Origin of the sequence: Mycobacterium sp. NPDC050853 (genome assembly GCF_040653875.1) — a bacterium.
Taxonomy (GTDB): Bacteria; Actinomycetota; Actinomycetes; order Mycobacteriales; family Mycobacteriaceae; genus Mycobacterium.
Window position 1 is genome coordinate 66,797 of the sequence record NZ_JBFAGW010000006.1, and the last position, 13,162, is coordinate 79,958.

Below are 13,162 nucleotides of genomic sequence, written 5' to 3' on the forward strand. Positions count from 1 at the left end.
CTTACGCGGGCTGGTTCCACGGCGCGGTAGGCAGCGGAGACCCAGTCTCCAAGAATGACTTGAGGTTTGACAGCACGGCTGCCCATCCACCGTTTGCCTGTGCATACTCGGCCGGGTCCGCCAGATCGGCATGCGTGAGGGTGAGCCGCACGATGTCTTGGTATGGCTGAATCAGGAAGGTAACGGTAGATGTCGGCCCCTCGGCACCGCTCGCCGGGTCGGCCCAGGTGGTCACCAGCTTGCGTGGCGGATCGGCCTCCACCACGGTGCCCACCACATCGGCAATACCGGAACCGTCGACGCGTTGGTGTTCCCAGCGTGAACCCTGTTGCCAGTCAGAAACGTTCGCATGTCCCCAGTACTGGCCGCTCAGCTCGGGATCGGTGATGGCCTGCCACACCTTCTCCGGCGTGCTGCTGATGTAGGTGGTGTAGACGAAAGTTGGTTGAGACATGTTTGGCTCCTCAGCTCGCTGCTTGATCGCACTCAGCGCCCGCAGCCACGGGCGCTCGAACTTGTCGATCCACCGTTCCTGAATCTCTTGCAGCGGAACCGGATTGAGATAGTGCAGCTTCTCGCGGCCCCGCCGCACGGCACTGATCAGGTTGGCGGATTCGAGCACGCCCAGGTGTTGAGTCGCCGACTGTCGCGTCATACAAACGCCGTCGCACAGCTGACTCAGAGTCTGGCCGTTACGTTCATGCAGCCGGTCCAACAGCTCCCGTCGAGTTGGGTCGGCGAGAGCCTTGAAAACCATGTCCCAATGAGAATGGCCGGGCGCTGACTGCACCCGGCCATTATGCAGGTATTTACCTGCCTATTGCAACGGGTGTCTTTGTCGAGGCATTCACCCTGCTGAATCGGACGCCCTTATCGGCGACCTTCCCGTACTTGAGAACGGGCAGCTCACGGAAGTAGTTCTGGTACGAACGCCACGGGGCGGTCGGCACCTGGTGCGGCATCGCAGCGCCCGCACGCGAGATGTACCCGGAGTCCAAGTCCACAAACGGCAGTCGCTCCGTGGTCTCGGGCTCGACCGGCCACACGACCGTCTGGCCTTCCTTGTCCATGTGTTTGAGCAGCCGGCACGTGTACTGCGACACCAGATCGGCACGCAAGGTCCACGAGGCGTTGGTGTATCCGAACGTGAAGATGAAGTTCGGGATACCCGTCAGCATCAGCCCCTTGTAGGTGACGCACTTCGACGGATCGACCTCGATGCCGTCGACGACCGGCTTGAGGCCAGCCGCCAGCTGAACGTTCAAACCCGTTGCGGTGACAACAATATCGGCCTCAAGCTCCTCGCCCGACTCCAGCAGGATGCCCTTCGGGGTGAATCGCGCGATCCGGTCGGTGACGATCGACGCGGTGCCCTTGCGCAGCACGCGGAACAGATCCGAATCCGGCACCACGCACAACCGCTGGTCCCACGGGTTGTACTTCGGGGTGAAGTGCTTATCCAGATCGAAATCGGGCAGCTGCCGCTTCAGTAGCGCACGCAAGATCCCCTTCATCCGCTCCGGGTCGCGGCGGCTCGTCTGGTAGCTGATGAAGCTGACCATCTGGTTCTTCCACTTCACGATCGGGTACGCGATCGAGGCAGGCAGCTTGCCCTTCAGTGCCACCGCCAGGGCGTCGGTGGACGGCAGCGACACCACGTAGGTGGGCGAACGCTGCAGCATGGTCACGTGGCCTGCCGTTCCCGCCATCGCGGGAACCAGGGTCATGGCCGTCGCACCACTGCCGATGACAACGACCTTCTTGCCTGCGTAATCCAGATCCTCCGGCCAGTGCTGCGGGTGGATCACCTGACCGGCGAAATCGTCGAGACCCTCGAACTCGGGCGTAAAGCCCTCGTCGTAGTTGTAGTACCCGGTGCAGCCCAAGAAGAACTCGCAGGTGAATTCGACGGTCTCGCCAGCGTGCTCCACCTGCAGCGTCCAGAGGCCCTGCTCGGAGGACCACTCGGCGCCGACGATCTTGTGCCCGAATCGGATCGACTTGTCCACGCCGTATTCGCGAGCGGTATCCGTGACGTATTCGCGGATGGACGTCCCATCGGCAATGCCCTTGGTGCTCGTCCACGGCCGGAAGTTAAAGCCCAGGGTGAACATGTCGGAGTCGGAGCGGATCCCCGGGTAGCGGAACAGGTCCCATGTGCCGCCGATGCGCTCGCGCGCCTCCAGTACCAGGAACTTCTTGCCCGGCACGTCGCGGGTGATGTGGCATGCCATGCCAATACCCGAGATTCCGGCGCCCGCGATGACAATGTCGACATGTTCGGTCATGACAGCTAGGCTATCGACGCAGTGTCGAGAAAGTCAACAGTGTGTCGAGAACTTCATAGAATGCGCAGGTAGACGTGACTAAACCGACGACGAGAGGCCGCAGGACGACGCGCCCCTCCGGGGATGATCGGATACAGGCCATCCTGGCGACCGCCGAGGAGCTGCTCGCACACCGTCCGCTCACAGATATCGCCGTCGACGATCTGGCGCGCGGAGCCGGGATCTCCCGGCCGACGTTCTACTTCTATTTCTCCTCCAAGGAAGCCGTCCTCCTCACGCTCGCAGAACGCATCATCGAGGAGGCCGACGCCAATGTCGCGGCCATCGACATAACCGGCATGAAGAGCCCGGCCGAGTACTGGCGCGCCGTGATCAAGGCCTATTTCGATGCCTTCGGTTCGCACCGTTCCGTCTCGGTGGCGTTATCGGGCGTACAGGGGACCAGCGCCGAGCTGGATCAACGCTGGTCGGAGGTGACCGAGAATTGGGTCGCCATGACAGCTGTCGGCATCGACGCCGAACGAGCTCGTGGTGCCGCTCCGGAAACCATTCCCTCCCGCGATATCTCGATCGCGCTCAACCTCATCAACCAGTCGATGATGCAGGCGACCTTCACCGGTCAGCAGCCCGCCGTCGAGGATGACAGGGTGGTCGATACGCTGCTGCACGTCTGGCTCAACGCGATCTATGGAGAACTCCGTGAGAATTCGTAGTGCGGTGCTGCATTCGGCACCTATCGACCGGCCCTACCGCGACACCCATCCACTAAAAGTCGTTGAGCTGGAACTCGACCCACCCGGCCCCGGCGAGGTGCTGGTACGAATCGAAGCGGCGGGCCTTTGCCATTCGGATCTGTCGGTTGTCGACGGCAACCGCGTCCGACCGGTGCCAATGGCCCTGGGGCACGAAGCCGCCGGTGTCATCGCCGAAGTCGGCCCCGGTGTTCGCGACGTCTCCCCCGGCGATCATGTGGTGCTGGTGTACGTGCCGAGCTGCGGCGCCTGTCGGTACTGTTCCTCGGGTCGCCCCGCCCTGTGCCCGGACGCCGCTGCGGCCAACGGTCGCGGCGACCTGATCCGCGGCGGCACGCGCCTGCACGATCTGGACGGCACCGAGATCCGTCACCATCTGGGCGTGTCGGGCTTCGCGGATCATGCTGTAGTGGACCGTAATTCGGTGGTCGTCATCGCTCCGGACGTTCCCCTGGACACCGCCGCGCTCTTCGGCTGCGCCATGCTGACCGGTTTCGGGGCGGTCGTCCACACCGCCTCCGTGCGCCCCGGCGACTCGGTCGCGGTGCTCGGACTCGGCGGCGTCGGCCAGGCCGTCGTGATGTCGGCGGCCGCCGCGGGTGCCGGCGAGGTGCTCGCCATCGACCCCGTACCCGCCAAACGCGAGCTGGCCCTAGAACTCGGGGCCACCAGCGCCTGTGCACCAGAGGACGCCCCCGGCGGCCACGACTGGGTGTTCGAGGTGGTCGGATCGGCCGCGGTGCTGGAGCAGGCGTACGCGCTCACTGGCCGCGGCGGCGGCACCGTGTCGGTGGGCCTACCACACCCCGACGCACGGATCACGCTGCCCGCGTTGAGCATTGTGGCCGAGGGGCGCAGCATTCTGGGCTCGTACATGGGATCGGCGCAACCGCAACAGGACATCCCGGCGATGCTGGCGCTGTGGCGGGCCGGTCGACTACCGGTGGAGAAGCTCAAGTCCGACGACCTACCCCTCGCCGATATCAATATCGCCCTGGATGCGTTGGCCGACGGCCAGGCAGTCCGGCAGATCCTGCGCCCGGGCGCGGTGACGGCATGACCAAGCCAGAACTGCCCACCAAGGCCGACTTCCCGGTACATCTGCGGCACCAAACCCGTTGGGCCGACAACGATGTCTACGGGCACGTCAACAACGTCGTCTACTACGCCTGGTTCGATACCGCCGTCAACGGCTGGCTGATGAAGGCCGCCGGATGCGATATCCGGGACTTGCCTGCCATCGGCGTCGTCGCCGAAACCTCATGCAAATACCTGGCCGAGGTGTCCTTCCCCGATGAGCTGTCCATCGGCCTTGCCCTGGAGCACCAGGGCCGCAGCAGCGTCATCTACAAGCTCGCAGTGTTCCGCGTCGTCGACGGTGAAGTCGAAAGCGCACCCCGCGCATTGGGCAGATTCGTCCATGTCTATGTGGACTCCGACGCGCGCACTCCCGTTCCCATCCCCGAGCAGGTCACTACAGCTCTCGAACAGTTGAGGTAACAGCACATGCCATCCCTGCACCGCGCCGAAGGCGTGTACACCCTTCAACTCGGAACCGACGAGAACCGTTTCACCACAGCCAATATCGATCAGATCAACGCGCTGCTCGACGAGGCCCTCGCGGATGAGACCCCGGCCGCTCTGGTTGTCACCGGGAGCGGCAAGTTCTTCTCCAACGGGCTGGACGTCGACTTCCTGGGCACCAACCCCGACAAGCTCAGCTGGTACATCACCGAGGTCCAGAAGATTCTGGCGCGCTTCCTCGTGTTCCCCACGCCCACCGTCGCCGCCGTCAACGGTCATGCCTTCGGTGCCGGAGCCATGGTCGCGCTGGCCTGTGACTACCGGGTGATGCGCGTCGATCGCGGATTCTTCTGCCTGCCCGAGGTCGACCTCGGCATGCCGTTCACGCCCGGTATGGCGGCGCTGTGCCAAGGCAAGATGACACCACAGGCGGCGTCCGCCACCATGCCCAGCGGCCGGCGGCTCGGCGGCGCCGAGAGCCTGGGTTACCAGATCGTCGATGCAGCCGTCGACGAGGGCCAGGTGCTCTCTACCGCAACAAGTTTCGTAGCGCCATTAGTGGGCAAGAACCGGGACACGCTCGGCACGGTCAAGTACGGGATGTACGGCTCAATCGTCCCACTGCTGCTCGCCGGATTGGGGTCGTGACAACAAGGCCACGATGGACAGCGCGACCGCGATAGCCGACACTGCGATCGCGACCCAGAACCCGTACCCCGTCACGATCGGGGCCTTGATATTGGTGCGGTAGTACAGCAGTTCCAGCCCCAGCAGCCCAAGTGCCAGAACGCCCGCGGCGATCGGCGCAACGCGGTGCAGGATGTTCTGCCCCACCATGCATCCGGCCACCACGAGTAGCGCCGATACCAGCAGAATCATTTGTCCCGCACCGAATCCCGCTGGAAGTACGACGGATCCGATGGCACCACCAATGGCGTTGGCCCTGCCTCCACCGCTGGCCGAGGTACGCAGCCACGGAAGCCAGACGCTGACCGCCATCACCAGACCGGCGAATGCGATCAGCCACCCGGCGCGTCTCATGGCAATTGCCCCGGAACGCATTTGACCAGCATCGCCTTCAGAGAGCGGCGTTCGTCGACGGAGAGCTTCTCCATGACCTCATTCTCGGCAATGGTCACCGCCTCGACCGCCTTGTCCAGCTGGGTGCTGCCGCGCCGGGTCAGGCGAGCTGGCAGCGACCGGCCGTGGTCCGCATTCTCCGGACGGCTGATGAGCCCCTCCTCTTCCAGCCGGTGCAGCACCGCGTTCATTGCCTGTCGGGTAACCATGGCCTGCCTGGCCAGCTCCGAATTGGACATGCCGGGAGAGGTCTGCAGGATCCGCATGCAGATGTACTCGGGCAGGCTGAGGCCAATCGGCTCCAGCCGGGCCGCGACCTTGCCGCGCAGCGATGTCGCGGTACGGGTCAACAAGTACCCCAGGGTCGCGGTTCCGTCGGTTTCCATGTCAATGATGTTGACTTATGTCAGTTCCGCTTACAAGCAGGTCCCCACGCCGTGTCGGGCGCGGGGACCTTTGTGCTTGCTACCGGGGACTAGTCGGACGACGCCTTATGCGAGTCGCTGTGCGAGGAACCGTTCGAGGCGCTCGAGTGCGAGTCGCTCGATGAGGAGCTCGAGGCGGACTCCGACTTACCGGTGGTCGACGCGGCACTCTCGGGCTTCTTCGCAGCTGAAGAGTCATTTTCGGACTTCTTCGGTGCGGACCCCTTGTCGGACTTGGCGTCCTTGGAATCAGCCTTCTCGCTCTTGTCTCCCTTGGCCGAGTCTTCGGTCTTCGGCGCAACCCCGCCGCTGACCTCTCCGACCTTGGTGACCGGGGTGGGCAGTTTGACCTTCGGCACGTTGACCTTCGGCTCCGCAGGCTTGGCGGCATCAGCAGGAGTCGCAGGCTTGACGGGCTCAGCCGGGGTGGCTGGCTTGACCGGCTCGGCGGGGGTGGCCGCTTCCACGGGCTTGGCCGGCTCAGCCGGAGTCGTCACCTTGACCGGCTCCACCGAGGTGGCTGGCTTGGCAGGCTCGGCCGGGGTGGCGGGCTTGGCAGGCTCGGCCGGGGTGGCGGGCTTGGCAGGCTCGGCCGGCTCAGCCTTGGCCGGCTCTGCTTCGGCAGCAGCCTTCGAACCGGTAGCCTTCGACTCTGTCACCTTCGACGCATCGGCCGCCTTCGCGTCCGCCGTGGCCGTCTTGCTCAGCGCCGTAGGAATCGACGTCGGAACCTTTACGGCCGTGGTGTTCGCAGTCGCCGAGGGCAAGCTCAGACCCGACGGCAACAGCGATCCCGGGTTCTGGGTGATAGCCGAGACCACCGCGATCGTGTTCGCCAGATACGCGGCCGGAACACCCGCCAACAGCCCCAACGCCTTCGTCTCGGCGTTGATCAGGTTCTGAATCGTCGGTGCCGAGGTGGTGCCATCAGGGTTCACAATCAACTGCCCGGTCAACAGCTGGAACGGCGCATTCACAATCGTGAACGGCGACGCCAACACCGGTGACCTCGAGAACTTCGCATCGTATTGCAGCGGCCCAACGAGCAGGTTCACCAACGGATTCGCCGACGGCCACGTCGACCCCGCAGGCGCCGTCGGAGCAGCCGCAGCCGTAACCGCAGCCTCAGGAGCTGCCGCATTCGTAGCAGCGAGCGTCTTGGGGGTGGATGTTGTCGTCAGCGATTCGGGGAGCGACAGGATCAGACCCGACGGGAGGATCGATCCCGGATTCTGGGAAACAGCCGACACCACGGCGATCGTGTTCGCGACGTACGCAGCCGGTACCCCAGCCAACAGCCCCAACGCGGTCGTCTCAGCGTTGATCAGGTTCTGAACCGTCGGAGCAGATGTCGTGCCGTCGGGGTTGGCAATCGACTGTCCGGTGAGCAGCTGGTACGGCGCATTCACGATCGTGAACGGCGACGCCAACACGGGCGACTGCCACTTCGCATTGAACTGCAGCGGCCCAACAGCCAGGTTCACCAGCGGATTCGCCGACGGCCACGTCGACCCCGCAGGCGCCGTCGGAGCAGCCGCAGCGGTCACGCCTGGCAATGCGGCCAGCGAGCCGATGCTGGCGGGCGAGAGCGTGCCATCGTTCGACATCAGGACATACGCCTGTGTCGACACTGTCCGATGTTGTTCCGGACTGGCGCTAGGAGTTTGGATCGTGAGCGCGGAAGCCGACGCGGCGATGCAAATACTGCAAACCGTCGCGGCCGCCGTCGCACGAAGTCGTATACGCACGTAAACCACCCCTTCTGGGCAAAGCTTGTGAATAGGCTGGAAGTAACCTGGAGAACTCGCCATAAACGTAGGGCACACTGCACCATGCCGCCGACCAGGAACTCGATAGTTTTCCTAGCCGTAAGTCAAATATCTCCCGGGCGCCACCGAGGATTGCCCAGGGATTCTCCGAATCAACCAGCGGTTGGGCAAATCAACCCGCTATGGCTGTCGGACCCCGGTGCGAGCATCTGTTCATGAACGGAACGGCCAGCATCCTGCACGCGGATCTGGACTCGTTCTACGCCTCCGTCGAGCAACGTGATGATCCAGCGCTGCGCGGCCGCCCGGTGATCGTTGGAGGCGGTGTCGTGCTGGCCGCCAGCTACGAAGCGAAGCGGTGCGGGGTGCGCACCGCGATGGGAGGCCGGCAGGCGCATCAACTATGCCCGAGTGCCGTGGTGGTTCCACCCCGTTTCGACGCGTACAGCGCGGCGAGCAAGCAGGTCTTCGAGGTCTTCCGAGACACCACTCCCCTGGTCGAGCCCTTGTCCATCGACGAGGCGTTTCTGGATGTCGCTGGCTTACTGCGCATTTCGGGCACACCGCGCGATATCGCGGCAGTACTGCGCGCGGAGGTACGCCGGCGGGCGGGTCTGCCGATCACCGTCGAGATCGCTCGCACCAAGTTCCTGGCCAAGGTCGCCAGCCGTCAGGGCAAACCCGATGGGCTGTTGGTGGTGGAGCCCCACGAGGAGTCGTCATTCCTGCGGCCCTTACCGGTGCAGGCACTATGGGGCGTCGGCGCGATCACCGCCAAGAAGCTGCGGGTGTACGGCATCCATACGGTCGCGGATATCGCAGATCTCGGCGAGTCCACGCTGGCCGCAATGGTCGGCCGGGCCATGGGCCACCAATTGCATTGCCTTGCAAATAATGTGGACCCGCGGCGAGTTCGAGGAGGACGGCGGCGGCGTTCCATCGGCGCCCAATGCGCACTTGGGCGGCGACGCCGCACGCCTAAGGAGATCGACGCCATAGCCACCCAGCTCATCGAGCGGATCGCCCGGCGGATGCGCGGCACCGACCGCAGTTGTCGAACCGTGGTGCTACGGCTGCGGTTCGACGATTACACGCGCGCGACGCGTTCACACACCGTGCTGCGGCCCACGACCTCCACCGAGCGCCTGCTGGCGGTGGCACGGCAGCTTGTCGACGAGGGCGCCTCGCTGATCGCCGAGCGGGGAATCACCCTGATCGGATTCTCCGTTTCCAACTTCGACCCATGCGGCGCAGCACAATTGGAGCTTCCGTTCACAGGTTTGACCGAGAACGCGCTGGCGCTCGACAGTACCCTTGATGAACTGCGCGACAAGTTTGGCACTCGGTCAGTCACCCGTGCCACCTTGTTACACGGGGGTGGACACGAGGAGTGGGGCATCCCCACCTTCGAGGACCTCTAGAAAATAAGGCCCGTCATCACCGTGAGGACGATGACGGGCCTTTACCGCGGCAGTTATCAGGAATCGACCGAGCACAGCCAGAAGGTACCGCCGGTGGTGTCTTGCACCAGCGCCATCCGGCCATATGGGGTGTCCTGCGCGGGTGTCAGCACCACACCACCGAGCTCGGCGACCTTGGTGGCACTGGCGTCGGTATCGTCGGTACCGAAATACACGGCCCAATGAGCCGGCACACCCTCGGGAAGCGCCCACTGGCCGATGGTCGCGTCATTGACACCCGCGATCGGCTCACCCTCATGCTGGGCGCACGCATACCGGAAATCATCGGAATCACCCTCTACCTTGGTATCCCAACCGAGAACCTTGGTGTAGAAGTCGACCGCCTTGTCATATTCACGGGTATTCAGTTCATGCCACACCGGCGCGCCCGCCTCGGCAACCAACTGGAACCCCTTGTGAGCCAGCGGCTGCCACAACCCAACTACGGCGCCGGAGGAATCGCCGAAGATTCCCATGTATCCGAGCTCCGGAACTTCCATGGCCTGCATGCAATTTCCGCCACCGTTGTCGGCCACCTTCTGCAGCGTGGCATTGATGTCATCGGTGGCGAAGTACGTCGTCCACCCATCGGGGGCATTCCACTCCGGGTTTTTGGCGATCATTCCCGCGACGGCCTTACCGTCCTTGTGCGCGTTGACGTAGCCGCCGTAATCGGGGCCGGCCTCCTGCAGCGTCCAGCCGAACAGCGCGCCATAGAACGCCTTCGACTTCTCAAGGTCCGACGAGGCAAGGTCGATCCACGCGGGGGCACCGAGTGGCGTTTCTTCACGAGTGGGCATGGGGTCTCCTTGAACTGGATGGGGCATTCACAGGTATCGACCACCGGGGCCAGAAAAACTCATCGCAGGTGCCGACCCTGTCCGCCGCAGAGGGCGGCCAGTTCGCTACGGTCTGTGGCGTGATCGTGTTGCTGCCACCCTCGGAAACCAAACGTGAAGGTGGAGATCACACTCCTCTGCGCCTGGACGAACTGGCGACACCGGCGCTGAATCCACTCCGCGGGACACTCGTCGACGAGCTCGTCGCTCTCGCCGCCAACCCTCAGGCATGCAGGAAGGCGCTGGGCATCTCGGCATCGCAGGACGCCGAGATTCAGCGCAACGCCGAGCTGCGCGCCTCACCCACCATGCCTGCCCTGCACCGGTACACCGGCGTGCTGTACGACGCCCTCGACGTGACATCGCTGCGCGGTGCCGCCGCAACCAGGGCACGTGAGCGACTCGCTGTCGGCTCGGCACTGTTCGGACTGCTACGTGCCGATGATCCGGTCCCCGCTTATCGGCTGTCGGCCTCGTCCAAGCTGCCCGGACAACCGTCCCTCGCCGCGCGGTGGAAGCCGGCATTGGAACCGGTACTGGCCAAACTGGCTGCCAACGAACTGGTGGTCGACCTGCGCTCAGGCTCGTATGCCGGATTGGGACGGCTACCGCACGCGGTGACCGTTGATTGCCTCACCGAGCATCCCGATGGGCGCCGCACGGTGATCACCCATTTCAACAAGGCACACAAGGGAAAGCTGGCGCGCATCCTCGCCGGAAGCAGAGCCGAACCCACTGACGCCGCCGCGGTGGCCACCGTCGCCCGTCGCGCGGGACTTCATATCGAGCGCGACGGCAACGCGCTGACGATCATCGTCAGTCAGTAGACGCGGAGTGCGACTTTCCTTCGGAGGAATGTGAAGTCCCTTCCGATGACGATGCGCCCTTGCCGGTCGACGACTTCTCCGGCGACGACTTCTCCGTCGATGGCTTCTCAGCGGGCTTATCGGTCTTGCCGCCCACCGAGGACGTCAATCCCTCGCGAACCTTGGGCACCGTAGACGCAGCGGGTGCCTTGCTATCTGTCTCGGCTCCCTTGGACCCCTCTGCCGTCTTGGTGCCGCCGGTGGTGCTGGTGTCACCGGGCGCCGACTTCAGGCTGTCCCGGATGACCTTGACGGGATGCGTGACCTCAGGCTTGGCGGCTTCCGGCTTGGTGACCTCGGGCTTCGTCACTTCGGGCTTCGTCACTTCGGGCTTCGTCACTTCGGGCTTGGCGACTTCCGGCTTCGTAGCTTCCGGCTTGGCGGCCTCTGCCGTCGCCGGGTCTACCTTCGGCTCAACCGCTTTCGTCGGGTCCACCTTCGGCTCAACGACTTTCGTCGGATCTACCTTCGGTGCCTCCGCGGCCGTGTCGACGGGCTTGGCCTCATGCTCCGTCTTGGGCGCCTCTGCAGACGCCTCGGCAGGCTTGGCCCCATGCTCTGTGTGCTCGATGCCGGCCGTCTTCACAGCGGCGTCGCGCTTGGTGGCCTCTGACTTCTCGGACACGGCATCCGGCTTGGTGGCGGCCTGATCGGCCCGCTGAGAGAGGGACGTCTCCGGCGTGGTCTGAGTGTCGGCTGCAGGTGCCGACAGTTTCGGTACCTGCCCCAGCAGACTCGACAAGTCATTGAGCGCCGCGACAATCACCGTCGGCACACCCTCGGTCTTACCAATGATCGCCTGCACCGGCACCGTGATCGGTAATGCAAGCACGTGCAATACCGCGAAGGCCAGCTGGGCAAAGTAAGACGGAGTACCAAAGGCCGGACGCGGCCCCGGGAAATTAGTCGGCAAGGGATCCGGCGCCGGAGGCGGCTCGTCGGCGGGTGGGTCAGTCTCCGCTGCGGCCAACTTGGGCAACGGCGAGGAGACCTCTGCGACCTTCTGCTGCGGTTGCGCCGCTGCGGGTTGCTGCGGTGAGAGCCCTGGTATTTCGCCCAACAGGCCAGACAAATCATTGAGCGCCGCGGCGATCACCGTCGAGACGCCCTCGGCACTACCCAGGAAAAACTGCACCGGCACCGTGATCGGCAATGCGACAACGTGGAATACCGCAAAGGCCAACTGCGCAAAGTAAGACGGAGTACCAAAGGTCGGACGTGGCCCCGGGAAATTGGTAGGCGGCGTCGGCTCATCGGCCGCGGGCGGATCTGCGGGCTGGCCCACCGGCAGATCACCAGCATCAGCGGCGGGCGCATTGAGCTCTGGAGACAGGCTGGTCGGCGCGACTTTTGATGTCGTGAGGAGCTTGGCGACAGTGCCCATGAGATCGGTACTACTCGCCACTCCGGTGCCCGCCGAATTCGATTGCGCTACAGCATCATTCTGCGGGACAGCTACCGCCAACAGGTCAGAGAGCGCCGTGAGGGAGAATGGCCGTGTCGTCACGGAACGTGTTGTGGCCGTATATGTTACGGAAGGGGTCGACCGAACGGTTCGCACGTCCACGCCTGTTCCGACGCACAGACTGCACACCGCAGCAACCGCCGCAGTTCGAATACCTACATACACTGGACGACACTCCCCTCCGACCCGGGCCAGACCGCCTTCGACAAGGGAAAACTACTACCTCTACGCGCCGGCGACAACACGAAGGCCGCGGCAGCGACTTAACTGTCAGCGCCGGTCCGCACCGGCTGATCCGCCAGCGCGAGCATTTCGTCATCGGTAAACAACCGTGAGCGGATGAGAAACCGCACCCCTTCCGGCGCCTCCAGCGAAAATCCCGACCCACGCCCGGGCACCACATCCACCGTCAGATGCGTATGCGACCAGTACTCGAACTGATCGGCGCTCATCCAGAACGGGGCATCCCCGCTAACCTCACCGAGTAACACATCCGCTCCGCCCACCCGAAATTCCCCGAGCGGGTAGCACATTGGCGCGCTACCGTCGCAGCATCCGCCGGACTGGTGGAACATCACCGGCCCGTGTTTGGCCACCAACGACGCCAATAGCTCGGCCGCCGCCGGGGTGAGATCGACACGATTGATCAGAGCCGGACTTTCTTCGCGCAAACTGGGGGCACCTCCCGCTTGCG

General features: G+C 64.2%; 14 protein-coding genes. 6 read left to right on the forward strand and 8 right to left on the reverse strand.

The genetic code is table 11. From position 1 onward, the window contains the following. Position 1 precedes the first annotated feature (1 nt). Both AB0H22_RS18910 and AB0H22_RS18915 read right to left on the reverse strand, forming a co-directional pair. Positions 2-757, reverse strand: a complete 756-nt coding sequence (locus tag AB0H22_RS18910) for an SRPBCC domain-containing protein (protein WP_358148118.1) — start codon at positions 755-757, stop codon at positions 2-4. A 52-nt stretch (positions 758-809) separates the two neighbouring features. Further along, positions 810-2,288: an NAD(P)/FAD-dependent oxidoreductase gene (locus AB0H22_RS18915; RefSeq protein WP_180751147.1), complete on the reverse strand. Its 1,479-nt coding sequence runs from the start codon at positions 2,286-2,288 to the stop codon at positions 810-812. Between the two features lie 74 nt (positions 2,289-2,362). Here AB0H22_RS18915 and AB0H22_RS18920 point away from each other — a divergent pair, with 74 nt between their 5' ends. Genes AB0H22_RS18920 through AB0H22_RS18935 form a run of 4 tightly spaced genes read left to right on the forward strand, consistent with a single transcriptional unit; the run spans position 2,363 to position 5,212 of the window. Then, positions 2,363-3,001 carry a TetR/AcrR family transcriptional regulator gene (locus tag AB0H22_RS18920; protein WP_180751146.1) on the forward strand — a complete coding sequence of 213 codons (639 nt, stop codon included), beginning with the start codon at positions 2,363-2,365 and terminating at the stop codon, positions 2,999-3,001. Continuing rightward, complete coding sequence (locus AB0H22_RS18925; protein ID WP_180751145.1) at positions 2,988-4,100, forward strand: alcohol dehydrogenase catalytic domain-containing protein; 1,113 nt, start codon at positions 2,988-2,990, stop codon at positions 4,098-4,100. Before AB0H22_RS18920 ends, AB0H22_RS18925 begins: the two co-directional genes overlap by 14 nt. Then, positions 4,097-4,540 (forward strand): thioesterase family protein, encoded by a 444-nt coding sequence (locus AB0H22_RS18930; RefSeq protein ID WP_180751144.1) that lies wholly within the window; start codon positions 4,097-4,099, stop codon positions 4,538-4,540. Before AB0H22_RS18925 ends, AB0H22_RS18930 begins: the two co-directional genes overlap by 4 nt. 6 nt (positions 4,541-4,546) lie before the next feature. After that, positions 4,547-5,212: an enoyl-CoA hydratase/isomerase family protein gene (locus AB0H22_RS18935; RefSeq protein WP_358148122.1), complete on the forward strand. Its 666-nt coding sequence runs from the start codon at positions 4,547-4,549 to the stop codon at positions 5,210-5,212. On the opposite strand, the gene AB0H22_RS18940 is transcribed toward AB0H22_RS18935, so the two are convergent. From AB0H22_RS18940 to AB0H22_RS18950, 3 genes are all read right to left on the reverse strand, one after another. Continuing rightward, the gene (locus tag AB0H22_RS18940) at positions 5,174-5,605 is read right to left on the reverse strand and encodes a hypothetical protein (protein ID WP_180751142.1); all 432 of its coding nucleotides are present in this window, start codon (positions 5,603-5,605) and stop codon (positions 5,174-5,176) included. The genes AB0H22_RS18935 and AB0H22_RS18940 overlap by 39 nt on opposite strands. Further along, complete coding sequence (locus tag AB0H22_RS18945) at positions 5,602-6,030, reverse strand: MarR family transcriptional regulator (RefSeq protein WP_180751141.1); 429 nt, start codon at positions 6,028-6,030, stop codon at positions 5,602-5,604. Before AB0H22_RS18945 ends, AB0H22_RS18940 begins: the two co-directional genes overlap by 4 nt. An 89-nt stretch (positions 6,031-6,119) precedes the next feature. Then, positions 6,120-7,826: a hypothetical protein gene (locus tag AB0H22_RS18950; protein ID WP_358148125.1), complete on the reverse strand. Its 1,707-nt coding sequence runs from the start codon at positions 7,824-7,826 to the stop codon at positions 6,120-6,122. A 227-nt stretch (positions 7,827-8,053) separates the two neighbouring features. Between AB0H22_RS18950 and dinB the strand changes: the two genes are divergently transcribed. After that, positions 8,054-9,259: a DNA polymerase IV gene (gene dinB, locus AB0H22_RS18955; protein ID WP_358148126.1), complete on the forward strand. Its 1,206-nt coding sequence runs from the start codon at positions 8,054-8,056 to the stop codon at positions 9,257-9,259. A 56-nt stretch (positions 9,260-9,315) separates the two neighbouring features. Here the strand turns inward: dinB and AB0H22_RS18960 are convergent, their stop codons facing one another. Next, positions 9,316-10,098 carry a VOC family protein gene (locus tag AB0H22_RS18960; RefSeq protein WP_358148129.1) on the reverse strand — a complete coding sequence of 261 codons (783 nt, stop codon included), beginning with the start codon at positions 10,096-10,098 and terminating at the stop codon, positions 9,316-9,318. Positions 10,099-10,217: 119 nt separating this feature from the next. Here AB0H22_RS18960 and yaaA point away from each other — a divergent pair, with 119 nt between their 5' ends. After that, complete coding sequence (gene yaaA / locus AB0H22_RS18965) at positions 10,218-10,964, forward strand: peroxide stress protein YaaA (RefSeq protein WP_358148417.1); 747 nt, start codon at positions 10,218-10,220, stop codon at positions 10,962-10,964. Here the strand turns inward: yaaA and AB0H22_RS18970 are convergent. Together AB0H22_RS18970 and AB0H22_RS18975 are read right to left on the reverse strand one after the other, a co-directional pair. Continuing rightward, positions 10,954-12,633, reverse strand: coding sequence for a hypothetical protein (locus tag AB0H22_RS18970; protein ID WP_358148132.1), 1,680 nt, complete (start codon positions 12,631-12,633; stop codon positions 10,954-10,956). The two genes, yaaA and AB0H22_RS18970, sit on opposite strands and share 11 nt — an antisense overlap. A 98-nt stretch (positions 12,634-12,731) precedes the next feature. Further along, the gene (locus AB0H22_RS18975) at positions 12,732-13,139 is read right to left on the reverse strand and encodes a DUF779 domain-containing protein (RefSeq protein WP_358148135.1); all 408 of its coding nucleotides are present in this window, start codon (positions 13,137-13,139) and stop codon (positions 12,732-12,734) included. Between the last annotated feature and the right edge of the window lie 23 nt (positions 13,140-13,162).